The 26,169-nt window shown below is 64.8% G+C and carries 27 protein-coding genes and 1 pseudogene; 9 read left to right on the top strand and 19 right to left on the bottom strand.

Annotation, left to right across the window (positions count from 1 at the left end; translation table 11 throughout):
• Positions 1-23: 23 nt before the first annotated feature.
• Positions 24-188: a hypothetical protein gene (locus GEV02_RS02190; protein ID WP_235922590.1), complete on the top strand. Its 165-nt coding sequence runs from the start codon at positions 24-26 to the stop codon at positions 186-188.
• Here the strand turns inward: GEV02_RS02190 and nadC are convergent.
• The 8 genes from nadC to queE form a co-directional block, all read right to left on the bottom strand.
• On the bottom strand, positions 185-1,051 hold the full coding sequence (gene nadC, locus GEV02_RS02185; protein ID WP_152836299.1) for a carboxylating nicotinate-nucleotide diphosphorylase: 867 nt from the start codon (positions 1,049-1,051) through the stop codon (positions 185-187). The genes GEV02_RS02190 and nadC overlap by 4 nt on opposite strands.
• Positions 1,048-2,193: a quinolinate synthase NadA gene (gene nadA / locus GEV02_RS02180; RefSeq protein ID WP_152836298.1), complete on the bottom strand. Its 1,146-nt coding sequence runs from the start codon at positions 2,191-2,193 to the stop codon at positions 1,048-1,050. Before nadA ends, nadC begins: the two co-directional genes overlap by 4 nt.
• Positions 2,194-2,277: 84 nt before the next feature.
• Complete coding sequence (locus GEV02_RS02175; RefSeq protein WP_152801288.1) at positions 2,278-3,879, bottom strand: ABC-F family ATPase; 1,602 nt, start codon at positions 3,877-3,879, stop codon at positions 2,278-2,280.
• Positions 3,880-4,000: 121 nt separating this feature from the next.
• On the bottom strand, positions 4,001-4,921 hold the full coding sequence (ldcA, locus tag GEV02_RS02170; RefSeq protein ID WP_152836297.1) for a muramoyltetrapeptide carboxypeptidase: 921 nt from the start codon (positions 4,919-4,921) through the stop codon (positions 4,001-4,003).
• A 10-nt stretch (positions 4,922-4,931) separates the two neighbouring features.
• A complete protein-coding gene (locus tag GEV02_RS02165) occupies positions 4,932-5,876 on the bottom strand; it encodes an alpha/beta fold hydrolase (RefSeq protein WP_152836296.1) in 945 nt (314 codons plus the stop codon).
• A gap of 72 nt (positions 5,877-5,948) precedes the next feature.
• A complete protein-coding gene (tadA, locus tag GEV02_RS02160; protein ID WP_152836295.1) occupies positions 5,949-6,452 on the bottom strand; it encodes a tRNA adenosine(34) deaminase TadA in 504 nt (167 codons plus the stop codon).
• On the bottom strand, positions 6,445-6,891 hold the full coding sequence (queD, locus tag GEV02_RS02155; RefSeq protein ID WP_008448718.1) for a 6-carboxytetrahydropterin synthase QueD: 447 nt from the start codon (positions 6,889-6,891) through the stop codon (positions 6,445-6,447). The genes tadA and queD overlap by 8 nt, the downstream gene beginning before the upstream one ends.
• A gap of 2 nt (positions 6,892-6,893) precedes the next feature.
• Positions 6,894-7,529, bottom strand: a complete 636-nt coding sequence (queE, locus tag GEV02_RS02150; protein ID WP_328595690.1) for a 7-carboxy-7-deazaguanine synthase — start codon at positions 7,527-7,529, stop codon at positions 6,894-6,896.
• 144 nt (positions 7,530-7,673) lie between these two features.
• On the opposite strand from queE, the gene GEV02_RS02145 reads away from it, so the two are divergent.
• Together GEV02_RS02145 and GEV02_RS02140 are read left to right on the top strand one after the other, a co-directional pair.
• Entirely contained in the window at positions 7,674-8,495 is an 822-nt protein-coding gene (locus GEV02_RS02145) for a sensor histidine kinase (RefSeq protein WP_235922588.1), read from the top strand.
• A 19-nt stretch (positions 8,496-8,514) separates the two neighbouring features.
• Positions 8,515-9,507, top strand: a complete 993-nt coding sequence (locus GEV02_RS02140; protein WP_152836292.1) for a sensor domain-containing diguanylate cyclase — start codon at positions 8,515-8,517, stop codon at positions 9,505-9,507.
• On the opposite strand, the gene GEV02_RS02135 is transcribed toward GEV02_RS02140, so the two are convergent.
• From GEV02_RS02135 to GEV02_RS02120, 4 genes are read right to left on the bottom strand one after another with little or no spacing between them, the layout of a single operon-like run.
• On the bottom strand, positions 9,504-11,228 hold the full coding sequence (locus GEV02_RS02135; protein WP_152836291.1) for a DUF4214 domain-containing protein: 1,725 nt from the start codon (positions 11,226-11,228) through the stop codon (positions 9,504-9,506). The two genes, GEV02_RS02140 and GEV02_RS02135, sit on opposite strands and share 4 nt — an antisense overlap.
• 47 nt (positions 11,229-11,275) lie before the next feature.
• Positions 11,276-11,524, bottom strand: coding sequence for a hypothetical protein (locus GEV02_RS02130; protein WP_152836290.1), 249 nt, complete (start codon positions 11,522-11,524; stop codon positions 11,276-11,278).
• A gap of 2 nt (positions 11,525-11,526) precedes the next feature.
• Complete coding sequence (locus GEV02_RS02125; RefSeq protein ID WP_152836289.1) at positions 11,527-12,309, bottom strand: DNA/RNA non-specific endonuclease; 783 nt, start codon at positions 12,307-12,309, stop codon at positions 11,527-11,529.
• Between the two features lie 32 nt (positions 12,310-12,341).
• Positions 12,342-13,304, bottom strand: coding sequence for a helix-turn-helix transcriptional regulator (locus GEV02_RS02120; protein ID WP_152836288.1), 963 nt, complete (start codon positions 13,302-13,304; stop codon positions 12,342-12,344).
• Positions 13,305-13,388: 84 nt separating this feature from the next.
• On the opposite strand from GEV02_RS02120, the gene GEV02_RS02115 reads away from it, so the two are divergent.
• Positions 13,389-14,024: a LysE family translocator gene (locus GEV02_RS02115; RefSeq protein ID WP_070357233.1), complete on the top strand. Its 636-nt coding sequence runs from the start codon at positions 13,389-13,391 to the stop codon at positions 14,022-14,024.
• Between the two features lie 189 nt (positions 14,025-14,213).
• Positions 14,214-15,644 (top strand): aldehyde dehydrogenase family protein, encoded by a 1,431-nt coding sequence (locus GEV02_RS02110; protein WP_152836287.1) that lies wholly within the window; start codon positions 14,214-14,216, stop codon positions 15,642-15,644.
• Here GEV02_RS02110 and GEV02_RS02105 read toward each other — a convergent pair.
• A complete protein-coding gene (locus GEV02_RS02105; RefSeq protein ID WP_152836286.1) occupies positions 15,619-15,852 on the bottom strand; it encodes a hypothetical protein in 234 nt (77 codons plus the stop codon). The two genes, GEV02_RS02110 and GEV02_RS02105, sit on opposite strands and share 26 nt — an antisense overlap.
• A 336-nt stretch (positions 15,853-16,188) precedes the next feature.
• Here GEV02_RS02105 and GEV02_RS02100 point away from each other — a divergent pair.
• Positions 16,189-17,283, top strand: a pseudogene (locus GEV02_RS02100) (methyl-accepting chemotaxis protein); the annotation flags it as partial.
• Here the strand turns inward: GEV02_RS02100 and GEV02_RS02095 are convergent.
• Positions 17,280-17,930, bottom strand: coding sequence for an HAD family hydrolase (locus GEV02_RS02095; protein ID WP_152836284.1), 651 nt, complete (start codon positions 17,928-17,930; stop codon positions 17,280-17,282). The pseudogene GEV02_RS02100 and the gene GEV02_RS02095 sit on opposite strands and share 4 nt — an antisense overlap.
• A gap of 93 nt (positions 17,931-18,023) precedes the next feature.
• On the opposite strand from GEV02_RS02095, the gene GEV02_RS02090 reads away from it, so the two are divergent.
• The gene (locus GEV02_RS02090; RefSeq protein WP_152836283.1) at positions 18,024-20,390 is read left to right on the top strand and encodes a diguanylate cyclase domain-containing protein; all 2,367 of its coding nucleotides are present in this window, start codon (positions 18,024-18,026) and stop codon (positions 20,388-20,390) included.
• Positions 20,391-20,398: 8 nt separating this feature from the next.
• Here GEV02_RS02090 and GEV02_RS02085 read toward each other — a convergent pair whose 3' ends face one another.
• Complete coding sequence (locus GEV02_RS02085; protein ID WP_152836282.1) at positions 20,399-21,040, bottom strand: FABP family protein; 642 nt, start codon at positions 21,038-21,040, stop codon at positions 20,399-20,401.
• A 29-nt stretch (positions 21,041-21,069) separates the two neighbouring features.
• Positions 21,070-21,489 carry an ATP-binding protein gene (locus GEV02_RS02080; RefSeq protein WP_152836281.1) on the bottom strand — a complete coding sequence of 140 codons (420 nt, stop codon included), beginning with the start codon at positions 21,487-21,489 and terminating at the stop codon, positions 21,070-21,072.
• A gap of 40 nt (positions 21,490-21,529) precedes the next feature.
• Here GEV02_RS02080 and GEV02_RS02075 point away from each other — a divergent pair, with 40 nt between their 5' ends.
• Both GEV02_RS02075 and GEV02_RS02070 read left to right on the top strand, forming a co-directional pair.
• Positions 21,530-21,982: a FecR family protein gene (locus GEV02_RS02075; RefSeq protein WP_152836280.1), complete on the top strand. Its 453-nt coding sequence runs from the start codon at positions 21,530-21,532 to the stop codon at positions 21,980-21,982.
• A 3-nt stretch (positions 21,983-21,985) separates the two neighbouring features.
• Complete coding sequence (locus GEV02_RS02070; RefSeq protein WP_152836279.1) at positions 21,986-22,573, top strand: OmpA family protein; 588 nt, start codon at positions 21,986-21,988, stop codon at positions 22,571-22,573.
• Here the strand turns inward: GEV02_RS02070 and GEV02_RS02065 are convergent, their stop codons facing one another.
• Genes GEV02_RS02065 through GEV02_RS02055 form a run of 3 tightly spaced genes read right to left on the bottom strand, consistent with a single transcriptional unit; the run spans position 22,574 to position 26,027 of the window.
• Positions 22,574-24,700 carry a CHASE2 domain-containing protein gene (locus tag GEV02_RS02065; RefSeq protein WP_152836278.1) on the bottom strand — a complete coding sequence of 709 codons (2,127 nt, stop codon included), beginning with the start codon at positions 24,698-24,700 and terminating at the stop codon, positions 22,574-22,576. It lies immediately after the preceding gene.
• Between the two features lie 8 nt (positions 24,701-24,708).
• On the bottom strand, positions 24,709-25,677 hold the full coding sequence (locus GEV02_RS02060; protein WP_152836277.1) for an MBL fold metallo-hydrolase: 969 nt from the start codon (positions 25,675-25,677) through the stop codon (positions 24,709-24,711).
• On the bottom strand, positions 25,674-26,027 hold the full coding sequence (locus GEV02_RS02055) for an STAS domain-containing protein (protein WP_152836276.1): 354 nt from the start codon (positions 26,025-26,027) through the stop codon (positions 25,674-25,676). Before GEV02_RS02055 ends, GEV02_RS02060 begins: the two co-directional genes overlap by 4 nt.
• Positions 26,028-26,169: the final 142 nt, after the last annotated feature.

The raw sequence follows: 26,169 nt of genomic DNA, 5'->3' as shown, positions 1-26,169 counted from the left end.
ACATGCATGTATGACAAATTTTCATGGCATGTCCGCCGATGCCGCTGTACATGCTGGCCTCCTCGGGCAGCGCCGTGCTGGCGAACGGCCAGCGCCTGCTGCAACTGGCATGCCTGGTGCTGGTCGCGCCATTTCGAGCGCGGCCCGGTGGAAGCGCTGATGCGCAAGCTGGCCGGTTGAAGCCTTAGCCGACGATGCGCAGCGAGTAGTCCGTGGCGCGCACGTCCTTGGTCAGGCTGCCGATGGAGATGCGGTCGACGCCGGTTTCCGCGATCGCCCGCACGGTATCGAAGTTGATGCCGCCGGACGCTTCCAGCAAGGCGCGGCCGGCATTGCGCTGCACCGCTTCACGCATCATGTCGAGGCTGAAGTTATCGAGCAGGATGGAGCCGGCGTCCGCCTCCAGCGCCTCATCCAGCTCGTCGATACTCTCCACCTCGACCTGGATACTGACGCCCTTCTCCAGGCGCTTGGCGGCCAGCACCGCAGCGGTGATGCCGCCGGCCGCCGCGATATGGTTTTCCTTGATCAGGATGCCGTCATACAGCGCCAGCCGCTGATTCTGCCCGCCGCCCACGCGCACCGCGTACTTCTGCGCCAGGCGCAGGCCCGGCATGGTCTTGCGCGTATCGAGGATGGCGGCGCGGGTGCCGGCAATCACATCGACATACTTGCGCGTCGCCGTCGCCACGCCGGACAGCAATTGCAGGAAGTTCAGCGCCGCGCGTTCCGCCGTCAACAGCGCGCGCGCCGGGCCCTGGATGGTGCAGACCAGGCTGTCGGCCTTCATCAGATCGCCTTCGGCATACTGCCAGTCGATCTCGATGCCGGCCTGCATGCAATTCATGATGCCTTCGAACCACGGCGCGCCGCACAGCACCGCGTCTTCGCGCACGATCACGCGCGCGGTGGCGCGGCCGCCGTCCGGCACCAGCAGGCCGGTCAGGTCGCCCGCACCCACGTCTTCCAGCAGGGCCGCCAGCAGATTGCCTTCGAAGGCAGATTTCAGCGCATCGTCAAACGGCGCAAAGGAATTAACTAAAGTACTCATGCCGGACCGATTCCCGAAAACAGTTTAGCTTCTTTCGCCAGATCAGCGCCCGGCTGAACCTTGGCTTTCTTGGCAGCCGCGAAATCCAGCATGCGGTTGATCGACGTCACCGCCTGGCGACCGATCTCCGGATCGACGTGGATCTCGTTGGCCGAATTGTTGTCCATATTCTCCAGCACGTCGGCCAGATTCTGCAGGCCGTTCATCGCCATCCACGGGCAATGCGCGCAGCTCTTGCAGCTGGCGCTGTTGCCGGCGGTCGGCGCTTCGATGAAACGCTTGCCTGGTGCGGCGGCGCGCATCTTGTGCAGGATGCCGTTGTCGGTGGCGACGATGAAGGTATCGGCGTCCGACTCCACGGCGGCGTTGATGATCTGCGTGGTCGAGCCGACCACGTCCGCCAGCGCCACCACATTGGCCGGCGATTCCGGGTGCACCAGCACCTTGGCGTTCGGATATTCGGCCTTCAGCAGGTCCAGTTCGATGCCCTTGAATTCATCGTGCACCAGGCAGGAGCCCTGCCACAGCAGCATGTCCGCACCGGTCTGCTTCTGGATGTAGGACCCCAGATGCTTGTCCGGCGCCCACAGGATTTTCTTGCCCTGCTCGTGCAGGTGCTTGACGATGTCCAGGCCGATCGACGACGTCACCATCCAGTCGGCGCGCGCCTTGACGGCGGCGCTGGTGTTGGCGTACACCACCACCGTGCGGTCCGGATGGGCATCGCAGAAGGCGGTGAATTCATCGACCGGGCAGCCCAGGTCCAGCGAGCAGGTCGCGTCCAGGTCCGGCATCAGGATGCGTTTTTCCGGGCTGAGGATCTTGGCGGTCTCGCCCATGAAGCGCACGCCGGCCACCACCAGGGTCTTGGCCGGATGGTCGCGGCCGAAGCGCGCCATCTCCAGCGAATCGGACACACAGCCGCCGGTTTCCTCGGCCAGGTCTTGCAGGTCGGCGTCGACATAGTAGTGCGACACCAGCACGGCTTGCTTCTCTTTCAGCAGGCGCTTGATGCGCTCCTTGAGTTCGACACGTTGTTCAGGCGATGGAGTCGCTGGCGTGCGCGCCCAGGCGTGGGCGGTGCAGCTGGCTCCGTCTTGTGGATGCTCGTACTCGACGGGTTTGATTTCTATGGTTTGCATGGTGTTCTGTGAACGTAAAGCGGGAAGCAATAACTATGGCACATTGCAAAGAATCCCGCTTGGAGCGGGATTCTTTTAGCATGATCAGTCGATACCCTGGCTGGTCAGATAGTCTTCGTAGTTGCCGCGGAAATCGACGATTTCGTTTTCCTTGATCTCGATGACGCGGTTGGCCAGCGAGGAGACGAACTCGCGATCGTGCGAGACGAAGATCAGCGTGCCGGCATATTTTTCCAGCGCGATGTTGAGCGACTCGATCGATTCCATGTCCATGTGGTTGGTCGGCTCATCGAGCAGCAGCACGTTGTGGCGGCCCAGCATCAGCTTGCCGTACATCATGCGGCCCTTCTCGCCGCCGGACAGCACCTTGACGGATTTCTTCACCTCGTCGCCGCCGAACAGCAGACGGCCCAGGATCGAACGCACGGCCTGGTCGTCGTCGCCTTCCTTGGTCCAGTTGCCCATCCAGTCGGTCAGCGTTTCGCCGGCTGCGAATTCTTCGGTCGGATCTTGCGGCATGTAGCCAACGTTGGCGTTCTCGGCCCACTTGACCATGCCGTGATCGGCGTGCAGGCCGGCGATATCGTCGCCGCCGATGCAACGCAGCAGCGTGGTCTTGCCGGCGCCGTTGGCGCCGATGATGGCGATGCGCTCGCCGGCCTCAACCATGATGCTGAAGTTGTTGAACAGCTGACGGTCGTACTTCTTCGCGATCGAATCGACTTCGACAGCCAGACGGTGCAGCTTCTTCTCGCCGTCGAAACGCACGAACGGATAGGCGCGCGACGATGGCTTGATGTCGTCGACCTTGATCTTCTCGATCTGCTTGGCGCGCGAGGTTGCCTGGCGGGCCTTGGATTTGTTCGCAGCGAAGCGGCGCACGAAGTCTTGCAGCTCGGCGACCTTCTCTTTCGCTTTCGCGTTGTTGGCCAGTTGCTGGTTGCGGGCCTGGGTCGACGCGAACATGTACTCGTCGTAGTTGCCCGGGTAGATCTTCAACGTGCCGTAGTCCATGTCGGCCACGTGGGTGCAGACCTGGTTCAGGAAGTGGCGATCGTGGGAAATGATAATCATGGTGGAGTTGCGCTCGTTGAGCACGTCTTCCAGCCAGCGAATCGTGTTGATATCCAGGTTATTGGTCGGTTCGTCGAGCAGCAGGATGTCCGGATTGGAGAACAGCGCCTGCGCCAGCAGCACGCGCAGCTTCCAGCCTGGCGACACATTGCTCATCGGACCCTGGTGCAGGTCGATGCTCACGCCCGCGCCCAGCAGCAGCTCGCCCGCGCGCGATTCGGCGGTGTAGCCGTCGTACTCGGAGACTTTGCCTTCCAGATCGGCGGCCTTCATGTAATCGTCGTCGGTGGCTTCCGGATTGGCGTAGATCGCATCGCGTTCCTGCATCGCGGCCCACATCTCGGTGTGGCCCATCATCACAACATCCAGCACGCGCATTTCTTCGTACGCGAACTGGTCCTGGCGCAGCTTACCCAGGCGCTCGTTCGTATCCAGCATCACGTTGCCGCCCGACGGCTCCAGGTCGCCGCCCAGGATTTTCATGAAGGTCGACTTGCCGCAGCCGTTGGCGCCGATCAGGCCATAGCGGTTGCCATCGCCAAATTTAACGGAAATGTTTTCGAACAGCGGCTTGGCGCCGAATTGCATGGTGATGTTAGCTGTAGATAGCACGAATAAAGCCCTTAAAGCGGTGAATTTAGCAATGAAGCTGGATAACCGGGCATTTTACCATTGTTAAGCCCCCACCGGAATGGCAGCAGCGAAATTGCCCCCGCTTTGGGGAGTCGCTATTTCATAACGTGGGATAGTCGCTGATGGTCAGGTCAAAGCCACGCTCACTCGACACCAGATGCGCCATGCCGCCGTAAGGCAGCGTCGCGCGCTCCTTGATATGGCCGAACGGCAGGCCGGTCAGCACGGGGATCGGCAGGCGTTCGCGCAGATAGGCCAGCATGGCCTCGAAATCGTAGCCATTGTCGAAGGCGCTGAGCTTGTAGCCGGAGAAGTCGCCCAGCACCAGCGCCCGCTGGCCTTCCAGCGCACCGGCGTACAGCAGCTGCAACACCATGCGCTCGACGCGGTAGGGATGCTCGCTGATATCTTCCAGGAACAGGATGCCGTCGGCTTGCGCCGCGAAATACGGCGTGCCCAGCAGGCTCACCATCATCGCCAGATTGCCGCCCCACAGCTTGCCGCTGACATCGACCAGCGGATTGTCCGAACCGCCCTCCGCCACCGTGCCGCGCACCGTGTGCACCGGCCCGCGCAGGCAGTCCCAGAATTGCCGCATGGTGTAGTCGAGCGGCGTCTCGCGGTTGAAATCGTCGCACATCATCGGGCCGCCGAAGCTGATGCGGCCGGTTTGCTTCATCAGCGCCATCTGGAACGCCGTGAAATCGCTGTAGCCGACAAACAGCTTGCCGCTATCGGCCATCGCGTGGAAGTCGATCATCGGCAGCAGGCGGCTCATGCCGTAGGAACCGCGCAGCGCGATCACCACCCGCACATCCGGATCGGCGGCGGCGGCGTTCAGCTGCGCCAGGCGGCCGGCATCGGTGCCGGCGAAACGCTGGAATTTTTTATCGTCGTCGTAGTAGTTGTGTACCCGGTGGCCCTGCTGGCGCAGGCGTTCGATGCCGTTTTGCAGCGCCGCGTGGTCGGGCGCGTAGCCGCCCGTCGCGGCAATCGCGATGCCGATAGTCGATGTGCTCAAAGTGTCTCTGTCAATGATGGGTGCCACTGCCCGCCCGATGCGGCGTCAGCGGAGGAATGTCCGGCGTCATATTACCGCGCAGGTGCAGCTCTAGCAAGGAAAGCAGGCGCTCGATCAACTGCGGCGGCAGGTCGTGGCCCATGCCTTCGATCACATGCAGCCTGGCGTCCGGAATCGCGGCGGCCGTGTCGACGCCGCAGGCCAGCGGCACCAGCGGATCGGCGGCGCCGTGGATCACCATGGTCCGGCAGCGGATCTTGCGCAGCAGCGCCGTGCGGTCGCCGGAAGCGACGATGGCCACCATCTGCCGCGCCATGCCGGCCGGGTAGATGCTGCGGTCCAGCGCCCGCTCGATGTTATCGCGCAGCCTGGGCTCCGGCGTGGGGAAGGATGGACTGCCGATGATGCGGTACACCTGCACCATGCGGTCGACCACCTCGCGCCGGTTGTGCGGCGAAGCAGGCGCGCGCATCAACGCATTGCGCGCGGCAGGCGTCGGGCCAGGCAAACCGCGCCGCCCGCTGCTGGACATGATGGAACTGAGGCTCAGCGCGCGATGGCCGAAACGGGCCGCGAAGATCTGCGCGATCATGCCGCCCATCGACACACCGACCACATGTGCTCCGCCTATGCCCAGCGCGTCGAGCAGGCCGAGCGCGTCGTCCGCCATGTCGTTCAGCGTGTAGGCAGGCGCCTGATTCCAGCCGACCAGCGATTTCAGGTAGGCCAGGATCAGATTGGGTCGCTTGAAATGTTCGAACTTGCTGGACAAGCCGATATCCCGGTTGTCGTAGCGGATCACGTAATAGCCCTGCTCGACCAGGCCGTCCACCAGGTCTTGCGGCCAGGCGACCAGCTGCATGCCCAGGCCCATAATCAGCAGCACCGCAGGGTCGTGCGGATTGCCGCTGGCTTCATACGCGATCGTAATGCCGTTTGCTTGTGCGGTAGCCAACGCGGCCTCCCTCGATGGTGCGGTAACAGTAGCTTCAGCATACCATTTTTGCCGCACCGGGGAAAACCGCGGCTATTCTGTGGTGTTGCGCTTGGCGGCCGCGCGACGGGCGGCAAAGAAGGACTTCAGCATGGCGCCGCATTCCTCGGCCATGACGCCGCCGGCAACGTCGGTGTGATGGTTGAGCTGCTCCTGCCCGAACAGGTCGAGCACCGAGCCACAGGCGCCGGTCTTGGGGTCGGTGGCGCCGTACACCACCTTGGCCAGGCGCGCGTGCATCATCGCGCCCGAGCACATCACGCAAGGCTCCAGGGTCACGTACAGTTCGCAACCCGGCAGGCGATAGTTGCCCAGTGCCTCAGCCGCGGCCCGCAGCGCGACGATCTCCGCGTGCGCGGTCGGATCGTGCTTGCCGATAGGCTGGTTGTAGCCGCGCGCGATCACCACGCCATCCTTGACGACGACGGCGCCGACCGGTACTTCGCCCTCATCCCACGCGTGCTGCGCCTGTTCGAGCGCCTGCCGCATGAAATCGAGCTGTTCCGGCGCGAGCTGTTGCGGCACGTCGTCAGGCATCGGTGATTTCTGCCCAGCAGTTAGGGGTTTCATGCAGCACCAGCTTATGCAGGTGCAGGCCGGTGCCATAGCGGTCCTTGTAGGCCGACTTCAGGATGCCAAACGCCACGTGGGCCAGGTTTTCCACGGTAGGAATGCGGTCGATCACCACGGTCTTGTGGCCCGGCAGCGTGGCCAGGAATTCGCGTACCGCGGCATCCTTCTCGTAGACGATGAAAGCATGGTCCCAGACATCGACCAGGTGTTCCTTGGCCAGCGCCTTGATGTCGGAAAAGTCCATAATCATGCCGTTGTCGGAATTGCCTTCGGCCGTGATGATGTTGCCGGTCAGCGTGATTTCCAGCGTGTAGCGGTGGCCGTGCAGGTTGCGGCACTGGCTCTTGTGGTCGGGGATGCGGTGGCCGGCGTCGAATTCCAGCTTGCGGGTAATGGTCAGCATGATTAGGGTATCTGTAAAAGTTTATGGGTTTGCAAGCTCAGCTTCCATTTCGGATTGCGCTTGCAGGTTTCGATCGCCAGTTTGGTATTGAACTCGGCCAGCGGGCCGTCCATCGCCTGCACGAAGAAGTGCTCGAAGTCCAGATGTTCGTAGGCACTCAGGTCCTGCCCGGCCTGCGGGATCACGACCTTGATTTCGCTGCCCTTGGACACCACCAGCTGGGAACCCATCTTCGGGCTGACGCAGATCCAGTCCACGCCTTCGGGCACTGGCAAGGTACCGTTGGTTTCAATCGCGATGGTGAAGCCGACCGCGTGCATTGCCTCGATCAGCGCGGTGTCGAGCTGCAACAGCGGTTCGCCGCCGGTGAACACCACGTACTTGCTGGCGGCGTAGCTGGCAGGCCACAGCGCATCGATGGTGGCAGCCAGCTCTTGCGCGGTCTTGAACTTGCCGCCGCCTTCGCCATCGGTGCCGACAAAGTCGGTATCGCAGAACTGGCAGACGGCGCTAGCGCGGTCGATCTCGCGCCCGGTCCACAGATTGCAACCCGAAAAGCGGCAGAACACGGCGGGACGCCCGGCGTGGGCGCCCTCGCCTTGCAGCGTGTAAAAAATCTCTTTGATGCTGTAAGTCACGGCAGTTCCTGAAAGGACAACCCTCAATTATATCCCACGCCACACTTTTCGGTCTATGCCGGGGAATATTGATATTCCACAATGCTACCGCGAGGCAACCACGATATGTTGGTCCGGTGGACGCTTACCCGGGGAAGACAAATCATGCGCTACGCTCAACCGCTCCTGGAAATCGATATCATCGTCGGCGGCGCCGTGATGCTGGCCGGCATAGCCCTGCTGTTGCTGTGGCGGCAACGCTACCTGCGCCACGCGCTGGCCGACCTGGAGCAGCAGCTGGCGCAGGAACTGGAGCGGCGCCAGCTCGCCGAGCAAGCGCTGGCCGACACCCGCCATCAAGTCGGCCGGCTAGGCGCCAGCCAGCAGTCGCTGCGGGATGCCGAGCGCCGCCGCATCGCCCGCGACCTGCACGACGATCTCGGCCAACACCTGCTGGCCCTGACCTTCGACATCACCCAGCTCGCGCAACACCACGACACGCTGGCCAAGCCGCTAGCCCAGATCGAATCCCGGCTGCAAGCCGCCAGCCGCGCCATGCACACCATTGTGCGCGATTTGCAGCCGGAACAGCTGGAAAGCGGACTGCAAGGGGCGGTTCAGCAACAGGTGGAGCAGTTTTCCCGCCTCAGCGGCATTCCCTGCCGGCTGGAGGCCGAACCGGCCGCCTTCAGCGCGCCCACCGACGAGCGCATGGATGCGGTGGTGTTCCGCGTGCTGCAGGAATCGCTGAGCAATATCGCGCGCCACGCGCAGGCGTCCGAGGTGTGCATCGGCCTGTGCCGCGCAGCGGGCAGTTTGAGCCTGACGGTGCGCGACAACGGCGTCGGCCTGCCCGATCCGCCGGCCCGGCGCGGCTGCGGCCTGCGCGGCATCGCCCAACGGGTGGCCGAGGCCGGCGGCCGGTTCGACATCGCCAGCCAACCCGGCCTGGGCACGGCCTTGACCATGTCCTTCCCGATTCAATAAATCACAGCGGGGCACGTCCATGCACAAGCAAAAAATCCAGCACATGATGGAGTACTCGCAGGCCGACATGCAGCACGGTTTCGCGCTCAAACTGATGGAGTTGCTGGTCATCCCGACCTTCGTGATCGACGTCCACGGCAAGGTCATCATCTGGAACCGCGCCTGCGAGCGCCTGACCGGCGTCGAGGCCTGGGAAGTGCTGGGCACGACCGATCACTGGAAGAGTTTTTATCACGAACAGCGCCCCACCCTGGCCGACCTGGTGATCCAGGGCCGCGACGCCGATGTCCAGTCCTTGTACTACCAGCACGCCCGCCGCAACGACAGCGAGAGTGGCCTGAGCGCGGAAAACTGGTGCGACATGCCGCGCGTGGGGCGCCGCCGCTATCTGGCGGCCGACGCCAGCCCGATCTTCGACACCGACGGCAAGCTGGTGGCGGTGGCCGAAACGCTGCGCGACGTCACCGACGAAAAACGCGCCCAGGTGGCGCTGGAGCAGCTGGCCACGCGCGACGGCCTGACCGGCCTGGCCAACCGCCGCTGCTTCGACGACACCCTGCTGGCGGAATGGCAACGCGCGCAGCGCCACCAGCAGCCGCTATCGCTGCTAATGGTCGACGTCGACAACTTCAAGCAGTACAACGACGCCTACGGCCACCTGGGCGGCGACGAATGCCTGCAACGCATCGCCTGCGCGGTGTCGAGCGAGATGCGCGCCAACGACCTGGTGGCGCGCTATGGCGGCGAAGAGTTCGGGGTGATCCTGCCCAACCAGTCGCTGAAGGGGGCGGCCATCGTGGCCGAACGCATCCGCTGCCGCGTCGAGCAACTGCACCTGCCCAACCTGGGCAGCCAGCAACATGTGGTGACGGTGAGCATAGGCGCGGCGACCGCGCTGGCGGCGCCGGGCACCGATCCCAGCCAGCTGGTGGCCACGGCCGACTCGGCGCTGTACCGCGCCAAACACATGGGCCGCAACCGCATCAGCCTGCCGGAGCCGGACCCGTCCTAGCCGGTGTAGACCTTGTAACCGATACCGTTGGTGATCGAGCCCACCACCCCAAGCTGGTTCTCCGGCGACTCGGAAATCGAGCCCAGCACCACCGCCCGGCTTTCGCCGAGGGACAGCGCGTTCAGATAATAAGCCTCGCCGCCGGCGTCCGGATCGCGGTGCAGAATGTTGTGATACAGCAGATCGACAAATTGCTTGTCGCTCAGATTGGAGCCGTAGGTCTTGGCAAACTCGGAGCTGATGAGGAAGTTCTGCGCCACAGCGTAGAAGGCGAAGCCGGAATCCAGCGCGCGTATCCAGAATCCCAACCCCTCCTGGTCCGGCACCCGGTTGAAGGCCGCCTGATACAGCCGGTAAGCCTCGCCAGCCGAATTGTGGTCGCCGATATCGAACGCCACCGCGTCGCCGTTGGCAAACACCAGGCGTTCCACGCCGGACAAAATATCCTGCCCACCCACGCCGCTCTTGTCGGTGGCGAGGTAGACGCTGCCGCTGGCCGTCACCGCGTAGTTGCTGCGCACGCCGCCGACGTTCACGTAGTCCAGGCCGGCGCCACCGGTGAACACCTCGTTGCCGGCCCCGGCCGTCAACACGTCATTCCCGGCGCCGCCGCTGACAAAGCGGCTGATGCTGGACGCGTCGATGCTGGTGTCGCCGAACTGCAAGGTCTTCACGCCGGACAAGCTGTCCGTGCCGTCGCCCACCACCGTCAACGCCGCGCCACTGCCGGACAGCAGATACTTGGACAACGCGCCGCTGAACACCACGGTATCGTTGCCGCCGCTGCCCAGGATGGTATCGTTGCCCGCGCCTTCGTAGATGATGTCCACGCCGGCGCCGCCGGTGATGCGGTCGCCGCTGCCGTTGGCATAGATGGTCGAGCCGCCGGAGCCGGCCACGGCAGCCTCGATCGTCACGTTGTAGGCGATGGAGATATTGTTGTACCCCGGCGCGGTCGAGCTGAACGTGCCCGCGTTGAGGTTGATGGTCACGGCATCGGTGCAGCCGGAGAAGTTGAAGGTATCGCTGCCGCCCGCATCCCAGATGCATTGCAGCGGCGAGTTCTGCACGAAGTCGTAGCTGTCGTTGCCCGTGTGATAAGTCATGTTGGCGCCGTACAGATACTGCATCGCCTGGATGTCATACAGCATCGGCGTGATGCCGTACTGGTGGTTCAGCTGGTAGCCGGCGCTGGTGTTGTACGACATCTGGCTGTAATCGATATTATCGGTGGCCGACGGCAGGAACGGCCCGTCGATGGAACCACCGGTGGAATCGTAGTTGCCCGGATGCTTGAGCCCCAGCGTGTGCCCCAGCTCGTGGATCAACACCGACGGGCCGAAAGTACCCGGCGTGAACACCGTATTGAACGTGTCCACATTGTTGGTGAACAGATAAGTAGGGTCATTGCCGTTCGGCAGATAAGCGTAGCCGCTGCTCTGGCTGCCCTGGTTATTGGTCCCCAGCTGGATATCGCCACCTGAGAACACCTCGGTGAACTTGATATTGGCCACGGCCGACCAGGTCGCCAGCGCAGTACGCACCGCCTGCCTCTGGAACGTGCTCATCGCCAGGAAACCGTTCACATCGTCCACCGTGCCATCGCTGGGCGCCGTCGTCATGAAACTGTAGGTCAACGACACGGCCGTACCGGGGCGGCTGGCCCAGCTGCTGTACACCAGCGCGTCGATCGAATTATTACCGGTCGTGAAAAAAGTCATGATGATGCCTATGAAGACGATTGCACGATAGTAACATCAGAACGGCTTTAATCGAAGGGGTTGGCCACCGTTTGCGTGGCTGGCGGCGGCAAGCGCGCCGGCAGTTTCTGCGCCTCCAGCCGCGCCACCACTTCGCCCAGCAGCTGATGCAGCGCGCGCGCGTCGGCCAGACCCGCCTGATCGGCCGTCAGGTCGACATCGCCGCTGATGGTGATGCGGTCCAGCCGGTTTTCTATCGACAGCTGGCCGATATTCAGCACATCGGCCTCGTTGGCGTAGGGTTTGAACTTGCTCATGATTAGCTCCTGGATTTACGTGGTTTTACCTTCGGCAGACGCAACATCGTCTCTTTTTGGCCGTCCGCCAGCGTCGGCAGCAGGTTGATGCCGACGCGCGCCTCCAGCTGCGCCACGCTCAGCGTTTCATATTCCGCGTCGGCCCGGTTCTCGATGAAAAAGGCGGCGCCGGCGCGCTGGCGCGGGCTGTAGACCAGCTTGTACAAATGCGTGGGCACCAGCACATTGCCGGCCTTTTGCAGATTGCCACCGATGAAGGCCGGGCCGGTAATCACGTACAGATCGCCCTCCTTCTGCGCCAGCTTGCGCACCGCGCCCTCGATGCCGGCCCATACATGACGGTTATTATCCGCATCCTGCGGCACCATGTTCGCCAGCGTGAAACTTTCGTGCTGGGTCTCGCGGTCCGGCATGTCACCGTTCGGCGCCATGTGGCCACGGTCGAAACCGCTGCGGGCGTAGTCCGACAGCTCGGCGCGGCGGCCGGGCGGCAGCTGCGATTCGGTGTGGAAGGAATTCTCGCGGGACAGGTTCTTGGCCGCCTCGATATTGTCGGCGGTCAGATGCTCGGCCGACCACAGCGGCGTGCGCGTGATCCCGGAGTGCATGACGCCGAACACACCGTAGCACAGCTCGGTGGTGGCGCTATTCATCTTGGCGTTGCGGATTTCCGGCAGGCGGCCATCGACGTAATGCGCGGGACAGTTGCCGGCCCAGGCCAGGCTGGCGCCCAGCAGTCCGCAGGCCAGCGCCGCCGCTGCCACGGATCGTTGAATCAGATACATAGTTCCTTCGAATTAATTTGCGTGGCGGCATTCTAGCGGAGGCCGGCGGCGCGCACCAAGCGTTCGGCAACGGTGCGCAGTTCGGCGCGCAGCGAATCCGGCTCCAGCACGGTGAATTCGAACGGCGCCGCCGCCAGTTGCCGCGCCAGCCAGCCCAGTTCGTCGGACTGGTTGTGCAACAGCACGCCATCCTCCGTTTGCTCGAACAGGCCGAAGGTGTCGATGAAGGCGCGGCGGGCGGCAGCCAGATCGGTCTTCAGCAGTATCCTGGCGGCGAACCTGCGCGGCAGCGTCGCCACCGATTGCCGCAGATGCGCCAGCGCGTCGAAGCCGGGCGGCAGCTGGAAGCCGCCCTCGGCCGGCGCCACCTCCAGCACGCGATCCAGCCGGAAGGTGCGGATGCCGCCCCGCAGATGGCAATGTCCGACCGCGTACCAGTAGCCGCTGTAATAAACCAGGCCGTAAGTATCGACATCGCGCTCGCTGTCGGTGTCGCCCGCGCGGTAGCGCAAGTGCACGCGCCGGCGCGACTTGGCCGCCAGACTGAGCGCGGTCAGCGCCGTATTGTCCTGCGCCGCGCCACCAGGCTGCGTGGCCGAGCGCAAATCCAGCCGCACCGTGGCGTCGATCGCGTCCACGCGCTGGCGCAGGCCGTCCGGCATGATGCGGCCCAGCTTGGCCTGCGCGCTGGCCACCGCCGGCGCCGCCTCGGCCAGGCCCAGGCTGCGGGCCGCCAGCAGGCCCAGCGACAAGGCCAGCGCCTCGTCGTCGGTGAACATCATCGGCGGCAGCTTAAAACCCGGCATCAGCGCATAGCCGCCATGACGGCCGCGCTCGGTCGTGATCGGGATGCCGATCTGCTCCAGCATGACGATGTAGCGGCGCAGCGTGCGGCCGTCCACGCCGAGGCGGCCGGCCATCTCGGCGCCGCTCAGGCGGCCATGGGTTTGCAGCAGTTCCAGCACTGCCAGAACGCGGGTGGTTGGATGGTACATGCCGCAAAGATAACAGATTAACAGGGCCGAATCCGTCCTATTTAGTCGTTAAGCTACCGCAAACAACTTCTACCAGGAGCAAACATGAGCCAGACCGCCAACCTGTGGCTGTACTTTGTCGTCGTCTTCGGGGTGATCGCCCTGCCCGGCCTGGACATGGCCTTCGTCATGGGCAGCTCCATGCTGGGCGGGCGCCGCTCGGGCATGGCGGCGGTGGGCGGCATCATCGCCGGAGGCTTCTGCCACCTGTGCATGGGCGCCGTGGGCGTGGCCGTGGTACTGCAATACTGGCCGCCGCTGTTCAAGATCATGCTGCTGGGCGGCGCCGCCTACATCGCCTGGATGGGCTACAGCCTGCTGCGCAGCGACAGCATCTTCCACCCGACGCCCGGCGCCGAGGCGATGGCCGACGCCGTCATCTTCCGCCGCGCGCTGACCACCAGCCTGCTCAACCCCAAGGCCTACATCTTCATGCTGGCGATCTTCCCGCAGTTCCTCAAGCCGGGCCAGGGGCCGCTGTGGGTGCAGTCCGGCGTGCTGGGCGGCATCACCGCACTGACTCAGCTGGGCGTCTACGGCGCGCTGGCCTACGCGGCCAGCGGCGCCAGCGGCTGGTTCGCCGCCCATCCGGCCGCCGCCACCGTGGCCGCCCGGCTGATGGGCGCGCTGCTGATACTGACCGCCATCCTCAGCGCCAGCCAGGCCTGGACCACGCCGTAAAAACAAAAAAGGGCTGGAACCTCGACGGTTCCAACCCTTTCGAAACATCCGCCCTACCAGAGGCTTAGTTTTATTTCAATTGCGACAACACTGGTTACTATTTTACATCGTTTACGGCCAAATAGGTGAAAATTGTGATAACCAGCGATAATGTCGGCTTCCCCACCTCTCAGGCCTAAAGCGGAAATAATGAAACAACTCTACATCAACGGCGCCTGGCTCGACGGCGCCAGCAGCTCTGCCAACATCAACCCTTCCAACACCAACGACATCATCGGCCACTACGCGCTGGCCGACGCGCAACAGACCGAGCTGGCGATTGCCGCCGCCGCTGCCGCCGCGCCCGGCTGGGCGCTGTCGAATATCCAGCAGCGCGCCGACGCGCTGGACAAGATCGGCAACGAAATCCTGGCCCGCCGCGAAGAGCTGGGCACGCTGCTGTCGCGCGAGGAAGGCAAGACCAGGCCCGAAGGCATAGGCGAAGTCGTCCGCGCCGGCAACATCTTCAAATTCTACGCCGCCGAATGCCTGCGCCTGCGCGGCGACAAGCTGCCATCCGTGCGCCCCAACCTCGACGTCGAAGTCACGCGCGAGCCGGTCGGCGTGGTCGGCATCATCGCACCGTGGAACTTCCCCATCGCCATCCCGTCGTGGAAGATCGCCCCGGCCCTGGCCTACGGCAATTGCGTGGCCATGAAACCGGCCGAACTGGTGCCGGCCAGCACCTGGGCGCTGACCGAGATCATCAGCCGCGCCGGCCTGCCGCCGGGCGTGTTCAACCTGGTGATGGGTCACGGCAGCGTGGTCGGCCAGGCGCTGCTGAACGACCGCCGCGTCAACGCCATCAGTTTCACCGGCTCGGTCGCCACCGGCAAGAAAGTCGCCATCGCCGCCATGGGCCGCCTGGCCAAGGTGCAGATCGAAATGGGCGGCAAGAATCCGCTGATCGTGCTGGACGACGCCGACCTGGCCACCGCCGTGTTCTGCGCCGTGCAGGGCTCGTACTTCTCCACCGGCCAGCGCTGCACCGCGTCCAGCCGCCTGATCGTCGGCAAGAACATCTACCCGCGCTTCGTCGCCGCCGTCAAGGAAGAGCTGGCCAAGCTGAACGTGGGCGACGCCCTGACCGCCGGCACCGACATCGGCCCCGTGGTCGACGCCAACCAGCTGGAGCAGGACATGAACTACATCCGCATCGGCAAGGATGAAGGCGCCACGCTGGCCTTCGGCGGCGAGCGCCTGGACGGCCCGACGCCCGGCTTCTACCTGCGCCCCGCCCTGCTGACCGACGCCAGCAACGACATGCGCATCAGCCGCGAGGAAATCTTCGGCCCGGTCGCCAGCGTGATCCCGGCCGATAGCTACGAGCACGCGCTGGCCCTGGCCAACGACACCGAGTTCGGCCTGTCGAGCGGCATCGTCACCACCTCGCTCAAGCACGCCACCCACTTCAAGCGCCACGCCCAGGCCGGCATGGTGATGGTCAACGTGCCGACCGCCGGTGTCGACTACCACGTGCCGTTCGGCGGCACCAAGGCCTCCAGCTACGGCTCGCGCGAACAGGGCAGCTACGCCGCCGAGTTCTTCACCACCGTCAAGACGGCTTACTGCGGCGTGTAGCCCGCGTTGTATTGGCGCGCCGGTGCCCGGTGCCGCCACGGGGGGGCGCGGGCTTGCTGTCCTTGGTCTCCCCGGCCTCGGCCCGCTGCTTGTTGACGATGCGGGCCGCCACCTCTTCCTCCCGGCCCGGATAGCGGCCTTCCTTCTCGAATTTCTGTTCCAGCTCCTGGTATTCGCGCTCGCGCTTGGGACTCGCTCCTCGGGGCATGATGCTCTCCTTCACTCTGGTTTGCAGGTCCATGCTACGCAAAGCGCAACACCTTCGTCGCACGGAAGCGAAATATTGCTAAAAGTAATAGATTCGCACGACCGTTCGCTGATACACTTTCCGTTCCCCGGAGCAAATACCGGTTCTTACAAACATAATAAAAGACGAGACATGAAGATTGCCGATATCAAGATAGGCCAGCGCCTGACAATTGCTTTTTCATTAACAACGTTGATGCTTGCCGTGGTGGTGACGGTGGGCGCCATGGGCTTGCGGGCCACCAGCGCGGAACATGCGTCCGGCACGGCCGCCAACATCGCTTCGTTCTACACCACGCTGATGATCGCCCTGGGCGTGGCCGGCGGCCTGATGAGCCTGTTCACCGCCTGGTACATCACGCGCGGCATCGTCAGCCCGATCCGCCACGCGGTGCGGGTGGCGCGCACCGTCGCCGGCGGCGACCTCAGTTCCAACATCGAAGTGCGCTCGCGCGACGAGATCGGCCAGCTGTCGGCCGCGCTCAAGGACATGAACGCCAGCCTGATTAACATCGTTTCCGAGGTGCGCGGCGGCACGGAAGCCATCGGCACCGCCTCGGCCGAAATCGCCGCCGGCAATATGGACCTGTCCGAGCGCACCGAGCGCCAAGCCGGCTCGCTGGAGGAAACCGCGTCGTCGATGGAGGAGCTGACCTCCACCGTCAAGCAGAACGCCGCCAACGCCAACCAGGCCAACCAGCTGGCGGTGTCGGCGTCCGCCGTTGCCGGCCAGGGCGGCGCCGTGGTGGCGCAGGTGGTCGACACGATGGCATCGATCAACGCCTCGGCGCGCAAGATCGTCGACATCATCGCCGTCATCGACGGCATAGCCTTCCAGACCAACATCCTGGCCCTGAACGCCGCCGTCGAAGCTGCGCGCGCGGGCGAGCAAGGACGCGGCTTCGCCGTGGTGGCCAACGAGGTGCGCAACCTGGCGCAGCGCTCCGCCGCCGCCGCCCGCGAAATCAAGGGCTTGATCGGCGACTCGGTCGAGCAGGTCGATGCCGGTGCGCGGCTGGTCGACCAGGCCGGCGTGACGATGACGGAGATCGTCGCCAGCGTGCGCCGCTTCACCGACATCATGAGCGACATCGCCGCCGCCAGCCAGGAGCAGCTGTCCGGCATTGAGCACATCAACGGCGCCATCGCCGAGATGGACCAGACCACGCAGCAGAACGCCGCGCTGGTCGAACAGGCATCGGCGGCGGCGGCCACCATGCGCGACCAGGCCGCGCATCTGCAAGCCGCGGTGGGCGTGTTCAAGCTCAGTGGCGATGGGCTTGCGCGCCGCAGCGCCAGCGTCAAGCCGATCAAGTCGGCGCGGCGCGGAGCCGCACGGCCGCAGAAGGAGTCGCAGCAGGAGTTCGCCGAGCTGGTGTCGTCGGCGCGTTAAGCGGCGATCAGCAGTTCGATCTCGGCCAGCAGTTCGGGCATGGTGTCCACCACGCGCCAGGCGCCTGGGAAGTCATGGCCGCGCGTCAGCGCATTGCGCAGGATGATGCAGCGCATGCCGGCCGCCTTTGCGGCCTGCAGGCCGCGCGGAGAGTCTTCCACCACCAGGCAATCGGCGGCAGGCACGCCAAGCCGCTCAAGGCCCAGCAGATAAGGTTCCGGCGACGGTTTGCTATTCGCATAGGATTCATGCGTCAGCACGAATTCGAAGTGCGGCAGCAGATCCAGCCGCTGGTGGATGATCTCGAAGTGGTCGCGGTTGGAGCTGGTGACGACGCCCATGCGCAGGCGCGGCGACAGGCTGGCCAGCACCGCGCCGACGCCCTCGATTGCGGGGATATGCTCGGACGCCAGCGTGGCCGCATAACGGCGATTGCGCTCGCTGCGCCATGCGTCCATGTCGCCCATGCTCAATTGCGGTTCCAGCAGATGCCACGCGCCGCAGTTATCGGCCAGGTACCAGTCGAAGAAGTGCTGCTCGCTCAGCTCCAGCCCGAGGGGCCGGAACAACTCGCGGTTAGCCTCGTAAAACAGGCGCTCCGTGTCCACCAGAACGCCATCGTTATCCCACAAAATCGCCCGCAGCATAGTAACTGTCCCGAGTAAAGAGCACATTGTACCCGCTGGCCTTGGCGGGCCGGGTATGTAATACTCCGTCCAATATTCCAAGAACAGAGCGAAATGGCCGTTTTAGCACTGCTGCCGCGCAGCCTCAAATTCCGCATGACGGCGGTAGTCGTCATGCTGGTGCTGGCTGCGACGGTCATCGTCACATGGGTAGCGCTGGTGCTGGCCGAACGCGATATGAAAAGCGTGATCGGCGACCAGCAATATGCCCTGCTCTCCTCGGCAGCCGCCCAGGTGGACGCCCAGATCACTGCCAAGAAAGCGCTGCTGGCCAGCCTGGCCGACGCCATGCCGCCGGATGCGGGCCTCGACCCCGAGCGCATGAGCGCCTTCGTCGCCCGCCACCCCGCCGCGCGCAAGGAATTCCTCAACCTGCACATCTTCAACCAGGCCGGCGTGCTGATACACACCGAAGGCGCAGGCGCCGCCGTGCTGGCGCTGGACGAGCGCCCGCGCGCCTACCTGCGGAAGGTGCTGGCGGAAGGCCGCGTGGCGGTCTCGCCGCCGTTCAAAAGCCTGCTGTCCGGCCGCCCCGCCATCATGATCCTCCATCCGATGCTCAATGCCCAGGGCAAGGCCGTGATGCTCCTGGGCGGCAGCATCGACCTGACCAACTCCGACTTCCTGGCGCAGATCGCGGCGCAAAAACCGGGCAAGACCGGCTACATGTTCATCATGACCAGCGAAGGCATCCTGCTGCACCATCCTAACCCCAAGCGGCTGCTGGAGCACATCAACGCGCGCCCGGGCTACAACCGCGCCACCGAAATGGCGCTGCGCGGCTTTGAAGGCTGGACCGAAGCGGCCAATAAGGAAGGCAGCGAAGGCATCTACTCATACAAGCACCTGGCCACCACCAACTGGGTCATCGGCGCCCGCTTCCCGGTCGACGAAGCCTTCGCGCCGATGATCGAGATGCGCCGCCACGCGATGCTGGCGGCCGGCGCCTTCGCCGCACTGGCGGGCTTGATGGCCTGGCTGGCGATCCAGACGCTGCTCAAGCCCCTGGGCCGGCTGCGCCGCAACATCAACGACATCCGCAACGGCGATGTCAGCATCGGCGTGCTGCAACGGCGGCGCCCCGACGAGATCGGCGAATTGAGCGGCGCCTTCCACGAGCTGATGGCGGAGCGCGAACAGGCGCAGGAAGCGATACGCGGCAGCGAATCGCTGATCGCCGCCAGCGAGAAGCGGCTGCGCATGATCGCCGACAGCATCCCCGCGCTGGTGGCCTACATCGACCGCGACAACCGCTACCACTTCACCAACGAATACTTCCGCACCATGCTGGGCCTCGATCCGCAGTCCATGCTGGGCCGGACCATGACGGAGGTGCTGGGCGAGGAATTCGTCGCCTCCATCGCGCCCTACCACGCGGCGGCGGCGCGCGGCGACCGCGTGCACTACGAGCGCGAAGGCCGCAAGGACGGCCAGCTGCAACAGGTGATGGGCGACCTGATACCGGACATCGCCGCCGACGGCAGCGTGGCCGGCGTCTACCTGATGGCGGTCGATATCACGGAGCGCAAGAACGCCGAGCTGCGCCAGGCCGCCAGCGAAAAGCGCCTGAAGCTGCTGACCGATAACCTGCCGGTGCTGATCTCCTACCTGGACCAGAAGCGCCGCTTCCAGTTCGTCAATGCGACCTTCTTCCAGTGGTTCGGCATCGCGCCGGAAAAGCTGATCGGCCGCCACCTCGTCGACGGCATAGGCCGCGACCACTACGAGCACGCCGAGTCCTATCTCGAACAAGCCTATCACGGCCAGATCGCCACCTACGAATTGAAGGCCCAGATCGACGGCAGCCTGCATACGCTGGAAACCACCTTCGTGCCGGAGATCGACGCGGCCGGCCAGGTGGTCGGCATCTACTCGCTGACGCACGACACCACGCGCATGAAGGAGATCGAGGAGCGCCTGACGCAGTTGGCCCGCATCGATACGCTGACCGGCATCGCCAACCGACTGATGTTCGAAGAGATCCTGCAACTGGCGCTGGTGCGGGCCAAGCGCAATCGCAGGCCGCTGGCGCTGGCCTACCTGGATGTCGACCACTTCAAGAGCATCAACGACACGCTGGGCCACGGCGCCGGCGACTGTGTGCTGAAGGAATTCGCCTCGCGGCTGGCGGGCAATGTGCGCGCCTCGGACACGGTGGCGCGGCTGGCGGGCGACGAATTCGTGATCGTGCTCGAACAGGTGGACGGCCCGGACGAAGCCGCGCGGCTGGCGGCCAAGTTCGTTGAAGCAGTGCGCCGGCCGTTCAATGTGGGCGGCAAGGCGATGCACATCACCACCAGCATCGGCATCGCGCTGCACCAGCGCGACGGCGAGACGCCGGCCGAACTGGTGGCGCGCGCCGACACCGCGCTGTACGCGGCCAAACGCAAGGGCCGCGACGGTTACGCCATCGCCGACTAGCCGACCGATTACGCCGGGATGCCGGTCGCCATTGGATTGGCCACCGGCTCGGCGACCTTGAACAGCAGATTGCGGTCGACGTGGTGGAAGGGTTCATCCTGGCCGCGTATCATCATCACCGTGTCTTCCTCGTAGCCCCAGGTGCCGTCGTCATTGATCGTTACCTTGATGCGGTACTCGACGGTCTTGAAGCCGTACTCCAGGAAGGGGTTGGAACGGATGCCGTAGGTATCGGACTCCAGCCGCGCCACCAGTTCGAACTCCTTCGCATCCGGCGCCACCACGGCCGATGCCATGGCGATCTGCCCGCGCGGAATACCCAGCGTCTGGATCACGGTGCTGGTGGCCGGCTCCCACAGCCAGTAGCCCACCTGCTCGTGATAAGTCTTGGCCTGGCCCGGCTTGTTGATGATGATGAGGTAACGCAGGCCGTAGAACAGCTGCGGGCCGTTGGTCACGGGGTCGATCGGATAGAGCTCGATACGCTCGACGTAAGCCTGCTTGCGCGGGCCATCCGCCTTCGGCTTGATATCGAGGCCGCGCTCACCCTTCCAGATGCCAGCCATCGGCGCCAGCGGGCCGAGGTTGTCGAGAGTGTTGACGTCAATGGCGGACGGTTCGGTGTAGATATCGCTGGAAAACTCGCTCATGCATGAATCCTGGTGGTTGGTGACAGCCGCTATTGTAAGGCGATCTCGATGCGGTTGCGTCCCCCGGAATGGCGATACGCCACCGCGCTGCCCAACTGCCGTATCAGTAGCAGGCCGACGCCGCCCACTTGCTGATCCTCGATAGGCCGCGCCGGATCGGGCGGCGGCGGTCCCTGGGTCAGCGGATCGAAGGCAGGCGCCTCGTCCTCGTACACCAGCAGCGCGCCTTCGACGCCGACCCAGACCGAATGGGCGCTGTCGCCGCCATGGCCGTGCAGGATGCTGTTACGCAGCAGCTCCTCCAGTATCAGCTCGGCGCGCGCGACCACACCCGGCCCCAGGCCAGCCTGTTGCAGCGCCATCGCCGCAAACGACATCGCGCCGGGCACCGCATCCAGCCGTGCGGGAAACCGCAGCAGATGCGCAACACCGGTTTCTTTTCTGTCCATTCAAGCATATTATCGGAATGCTCATCTCAGGAGAAGCAACATGCGAAACTTAAAAGTCGCCGCTGCCACAGCGGCCCTGACCCTCCTCATGGCCGGCGCCGGCGCGGCCGAACAGCCGGCCGGCATGGTCAAGACCACCAAGGGCGCCGCCTCCATAGAGCGAGCGGGCAAACAGACGCCGGCGGCGGCAGGCGCCGCGCTGATGGCCAGCGACCGCGTCGTCACCGGCGCCGACGGCAGCGTGGGCATCACGCTGCGCGACGAAACGCTGCTGGCGGTGGGACCGAACAGCAACGTGTGGCTGGAAAAATACGCTTTCGATCCGACCTCGCATGAAGGCGTGCTGAATGCAACCGTCAAGCGCGGCACGCTGGGCGTCATCTCGGGCAAGCTGTCCAAGCAGTCGCCGGGCGCGGTGCAGTTCCGCACACCGACGTCCATCCTGGGCGTGCGCGGCACCGAGTTCCTCATCGACGTCAAGGACGGAGAATAAAGCATGACCATGCTGATCTGGATCGTCTGCCTGCTGGCCGCCGTGTCGCAGCAGCGCACGCCGACCGAGCAAATCACCCTGCTGCCCAGCCAGGACGGCAAGGCCAGTGCGCTCATCATCACCACCGCCGGTGTCGACACGGTGCTCGACAAGCCCTACCAGATCGCCGCCATCGATAGCAAAGGCGCGACCACCACTGCAGGCGACAGCGCCGCCATCGCCAAACAATACGACGCCACGCTGTCGGCGCTGCCGCAGCGGGCCGCCGTGTTCACCGTCTACTTCGTCACCGATACCGATACGCTGGTGCCGGAATCGGCGGCCAGGCTGGTGGACATCAAGGCGCAGCTGGCCTCGCGCCCCGCGCCGGAGATCATCGTCATCGGCCACACCGACACCGTCGCCAAGCGCGAATACAACGACGAGCTGTCGCTGCGCCGCGCCGCCACCGTCAAGCGCCTGCTGGTGGAAGTGGGCATCGCGGAGGAGCGCATCGCCGTGCAGGGACGCGGCGAGCGTGAGCTGCTGGTGCCGACGGCCGACGGCGTCGACGAACCGCGCAACCGCCGCGTGGAAATCCGCGTACGCTGATCAGGCCACGCCGTCCCAGCGCAGCACCAGCAAGGTCAGGTCGTCCGAAGGTTCGGCTTGACCGACATGCAGACGCACGTCATCGCGCACCGCCTGCACCACCGCCGCCGGCGTGGCGGCCGCCGTTGCGGGCAGCGCCGCCAGCAGGCGATCTAGCCGCTCGTTGCCATACAAATTCCCCGCTTCATCCATGGCCTCGTTGATGCCGTCGGTGGTCAGGCACAGGCACTCGCCGGGCCGCAGCTGGTAGTGCTGCACCGGATATTCGAAATCGTCCAGCACGCACAACGGCGGGCCGTCCGCCGCCTGCAGATGTTCGACGCGACCGTCCACCATCAGCCGGCGCGGCGCATCGTGGCCGGCGTTGCACAGGAAGACCTGGCCGCTGACGGCGTCCAGTATGCCGGCCACGCTGGTAACGAACAACATCTCGGGATTCTCGCGCGTCAGCTCGCGATTGGCGGCGTTCATGATGGCAGCCATTTCCGAGGGACCGCGCAGCGCAATGCTTTTCGATAGCGCCTTCGCCACTACCATGAACAGGCTGGCCGGCAGCCCTTTGCCGGATACGTCGCCGACCATGAAGAACACGCGGTCGCGGTCCAGCATGAAGAAGTCATACAGGTCGCCGCCCACTTCGCGCGCGGGCTCCAGCAAGGCCTCCAATGCGAAGCGCGTCTCGCCGGGGAAGGACAGCGCGGCCTGCGGCAAGGTCGCCATCTGGATGCGGCGCGCGGCGCCCAGTTCACCGGCCGTCTTGGCGGCCGACACGCGCGCTACCTGCAAGGCGCGCTCGCTTTGTTTGCGGTCGCGAACGGCCGCCGTCAGCATGCTGGTCAACAGGCTCAATCCCACCAGGCCAAAGGCGCAGGACACGGCGGCCGCATCGAACAGCAGACCGGCGCGGGCGAACAGCAAGGCGCCGCCACCGAACAGGCCCGCCACGATGGCGCCGCCCAGTGGCACCGCCACCAGCATGCGCAGCTTGGGCAGCAGCCAGACCAGCAGCAGGCTGAAGGCGCCGAACACCGCCACCTCGGCCCAGCGCATCGACGGCGGCCGGCGCAGGAAGGCGCCGTCGAAGAAGCTTTCTATCATCTGCGCATGCGTGTCCACGCCGGGCATGAAGTCGCCGCGCGCATTGGTCTTGTAGTCGGTCAGGCCCAGTCCCGTCATGGCGACGATGACGATCTTGTTCTGCAGCGCCGACGCGTCGAGACGGCCGCGCATCACATCCAGCGCGGAGACGTAGCGGTCCATTGCCGGCGCGGAGAAGTTGACCCACACCGCGCCGTCCGGCGAAGTCGGCACATGCAGGTCGCCGACCGACACGCTGCGCACGCCGTCGGCATCGGCGTCAACCTCCAGCGCGGAGCTGCCGGTGGCCACGCGCAGCAATTCCATCGACAGCGCCGGCACCAGCGTATCGCCCACTGCGCCCAGCAGCGGCGCGCGCCGCACGATGCCCTTCTCCAGGTTCACCGACAACAAGCCCTGCCCGTGAGCGGCCGCCTGCAACAGCGGCAGGCTGGACATCGCCTGCGGAAAGCGCATCACCGGCAGCGGCGACGCCGGCGCCGCGGACGGCGGCGTCTTCACATGCACCGGCCACACGCGCAGCGCATCGCTGGTGCCGGGTTCGGGATGCGCAAAGCCGGCCGCGCCCAGCACCACGGGCGCGCGCCGCATGGCCGCCGCCAGCACGTCATCGTAGGCGGGCAACGCCGCCAGGCTGTCGCGCAGAGGCCCGGGCGGCAGGCGCGAGGCCAGCGCTTCGGGCGAAGTGGTGTCCGGTTCCGGCATCAGGATATCGAGGCCGATGGCCAGCGGCTGCTGGGCGTTGATGTGTTCTATCAGCTCGGTGAGGCGCGTGCGCGGCCAGGGCCACTGGCCGAACTCCTTGAGCGAGGCTTCGTCGATGGCGATGATCTGCACCGGTCCCGATGCGCGCTGGCGCGGCAGATGCAGCTGGTAGGCGTTGAACAGCGCCAGGCGCAGCGACGGCAGCGGACCATCGCCGCCCATGGCCAGGGCCAGCGCCAGTAAACACGCCAGCACCAGCGCCAGCGGCCTGCCCTGGCCTGCGCGCACGCCGCCCAGCGCCTGGGTTTGCAAGCGAAGCAGCATGGCCGCGCTTACAGTTCGATTTCCATGCCGTCGTAGGCGGAGACGATGTCCAGCGGCGCTTCGCCGGTGATCTCGGCATAGCGCCTCGTCTCGGCCAGCACGCGGGCGATTTGCGCGTCGTCGTAGATCGGCTCGTGGTGGAACAGGCAAAGCTGGTGCACGCCCGCCAGCTGGCACAGCTCCACGCCGACCACGTTGCTGGAGTGGCCCCAGTCGGCCTTGACCGAGATCGAATCGGCCAGCGAGTACATGGCGTCGAAGATCACCAGATCGGCGTCGCGGAAGAAGTCGACGAAGGCCACGCGTTCGGCGGCGTTATCGAGTTTGTGTTCGGAGTCGGTGCTGTAGACCATGGCCTTGCAGCCCTGCTCCAGGCGATAGCCGTAGGAATCGCCGGCGTGCAGCTGCAGCTTGGCGGTGATGGTAACGTCGCGCAGTTGCAGCGGTACGCCGGGTTCCATCTGCACGAACTCGATGGTCGCGCCCAGTTGGTGGAAGCCGACCGGGAAGCTGATCGGCTCCTGCTGGCGGCGAAACGCCGTCTCCAGCTCCTGGTGGCAGCCGTAGATGATGATGCGGTTGCCAGGTATGTAGGCCGGCGTGAAGAACGGGAAGCCCATGATGTGGTCCCAGTGCAGATGGGACATGAACACATGATAGGTCTGCGGCTTGGCCGGGCCGTAGCGCGCCAGCTTGGCGCCGGCCAGCGCGCGCACGCCCGAGCCCAGGTCCAGGATGATGTGCTCGTGCACCGTGTCCGGGTTCCAGGCCTCCACTTCCACGCAGCTGGAATTGCCGCCGTAAGTGCCGTGCACTTCGAAGCCTAAATCGTTGTCGATATACGACGCCACCTTTTCCGGCGTATCGAGCTCTCTGCCGATGGCGCCTTCGAGCGCCGTCACCAGCTTGGCGCGAATCTGCTTGTGGTTCAGCGCCACCGGCAGCGAGCCGCGCGCGCCCCAGATGCGCGCCTTCATGAGGCGCCGCCGACGGCCGCCAGCGCCGCAGCGCGGTCGGGGAAAATTTCAAACAGCAGATCGAAGCGGCTGATGGTGAACACCTCCAGCACCAGCGGCTGCAAGGCCGCCAGCACCATGCGCCCGCCCTGCGGCTTGACCTGCTTGATCGCCACCATCAAGGCGCGCAAGCCTATGCTGCTGATGTAGTTGACGCCGCTGAAATCGATCACCAGCGCCACGCCATCCTTGGTACAGTCGCGCAGGTGCGGGTCCAGCGCGAGTTTGAAGGCATCGGCATGGGTATGGTCGATGCGCCCGGCGGGGCTCAGCACCAGAGTGCGGCCCGATTGCTGCGGCTGAAGTTCCATAATGGTGGCCTGTACGCTGTGCTGGGGAAGAAAGCGAAAGATGGCGTTTTATTCTGGTTTTTTTCATTTTTACATCTTTCCGTGCAAGAAGCAATTCCGCGAAGAATCCCCACCCCGTGATATTCTTCGGCCTCGACGCAAT

The sequence above is a fragment of the Rugamonas aquatica genome, assembly GCF_009380215.1.
Classification (GTDB): Bacteria; Pseudomonadota; Gammaproteobacteria; order Burkholderiales; family Burkholderiaceae_D; genus Rugamonas; species Rugamonas aquatica_B.
This window is presented reverse-complemented; position numbering and strand designations above follow the sequence as displayed.

Excerpts from the sequence above, each read along its gene's own strand:
- GEV02_RS02105 (WP_152836286.1), bottom strand. The coding sequence starts at position 15,852 with ATGCCCCGAGGAGCGAGTCCCAAGCGCGAGCGCGAATACCAGGAGCTG.
- GEV02_RS02080 (WP_152836281.1), bottom strand. The coding sequence starts at position 21,489 with ATGGACAGAAAAGAAACCGGTGTTGCGCATCTGCTGCGGTTTCCCGCA.
- nadA (WP_152836298.1), bottom strand. The coding sequence starts at position 2,193 with ATGCAAACCATAGAAATCAAACCCGTCGAGTACGAGCATCCACAAGAC.
- GEV02_RS02120 (WP_152836288.1), bottom strand. The coding sequence starts at position 13,304 with ATGTACCATCCAACCACCCGCGTTCTGGCAGTGCTGGAACTGCTGCAA.
- GEV02_RS02065 (WP_152836278.1), bottom strand. The coding sequence starts at position 24,700 with ATGCTGCTTCGCTTGCAAACCCAGGCGCTGGGCGGCGTGCGCGCAGGC.
- GEV02_RS02070 (WP_152836279.1), top strand. The coding sequence starts at position 21,986 with ATGACCATGCTGATCTGGATCGTCTGCCTGCTGGCCGCCGTGTCGCAG.
- GEV02_RS02075 (WP_152836280.1), top strand. The coding sequence starts at position 21,530 with ATGCGAAACTTAAAAGTCGCCGCTGCCACAGCGGCCCTGACCCTCCTC.
- nadC (WP_152836299.1), bottom strand. The coding sequence starts at position 1,051 with ATGAGTACTTTAGTTAATTCCTTTGCGCCGTTTGACGATGCGCTGAAA.
- GEV02_RS02085 (WP_152836282.1), bottom strand. The coding sequence starts at position 21,040 with ATGAGCGAGTTTTCCAGCGATATCTACACCGAACCGTCCGCCATTGAC.
- GEV02_RS02145 (WP_235922588.1), top strand. The coding sequence starts at position 7,674 with ATGCGCTACGCTCAACCGCTCCTGGAAATCGATATCATCGTCGGCGGC.
- GEV02_RS02110 (WP_152836287.1), top strand. The coding sequence starts at position 14,214 with ATGAAACAACTCTACATCAACGGCGCCTGGCTCGACGGCGCCAGCAGC.
- queD (WP_008448718.1), bottom strand. The coding sequence starts at position 6,891 with ATGCTGACCATTACCCGCAAGCTGGAATTCGACGCCGGCCACCGCATC.
- GEV02_RS02140 (WP_152836292.1), top strand. The coding sequence starts at position 8,515 with ATGCACAAGCAAAAAATCCAGCACATGATGGAGTACTCGCAGGCCGAC.
- GEV02_RS02125 (WP_152836289.1), bottom strand. The coding sequence starts at position 12,309 with ATGTATCTGATTCAACGATCCGTGGCAGCGGCGGCGCTGGCCTGCGGA.
- GEV02_RS02095 (WP_152836284.1), bottom strand. The coding sequence starts at position 17,930 with ATGCTGCGGGCGATTTTGTGGGATAACGATGGCGTTCTGGTGGACACG.
- GEV02_RS02060 (WP_152836277.1), bottom strand. The coding sequence starts at position 25,677 with ATGAAGGCGCGCATCTGGGGCGCGCGCGGCTCGCTGCCGGTGGCGCTG.
- GEV02_RS02135 (WP_152836291.1), bottom strand. The coding sequence starts at position 11,228 with ATGACTTTTTTCACGACCGGTAATAATTCGATCGACGCGCTGGTGTAC.
- tadA (WP_152836295.1), bottom strand. The coding sequence starts at position 6,452 with ATGCCTGACGACGTGCCGCAACAGCTCGCGCCGGAACAGCTCGATTTC.
- GEV02_RS02055 (WP_152836276.1), bottom strand. The coding sequence starts at position 26,027 with ATGGAACTTCAGCCGCAGCAATCGGGCCGCACTCTGGTGCTGAGCCCC.
- GEV02_RS02090 (WP_152836283.1), top strand. The coding sequence starts at position 18,024 with ATGGCCGTTTTAGCACTGCTGCCGCGCAGCCTCAAATTCCGCATGACG.
- GEV02_RS02115 (WP_070357233.1), top strand. The coding sequence starts at position 13,389 with ATGAGCCAGACCGCCAACCTGTGGCTGTACTTTGTCGTCGTCTTCGGG.
- GEV02_RS02130 (WP_152836290.1), bottom strand. The coding sequence starts at position 11,524 with ATGAGCAAGTTCAAACCCTACGCCAACGAGGCCGATGTGCTGAATATC.
- GEV02_RS02190 (WP_235922590.1), top strand. The coding sequence starts at position 24 with ATGGCATGTCCGCCGATGCCGCTGTACATGCTGGCCTCCTCGGGCAGC.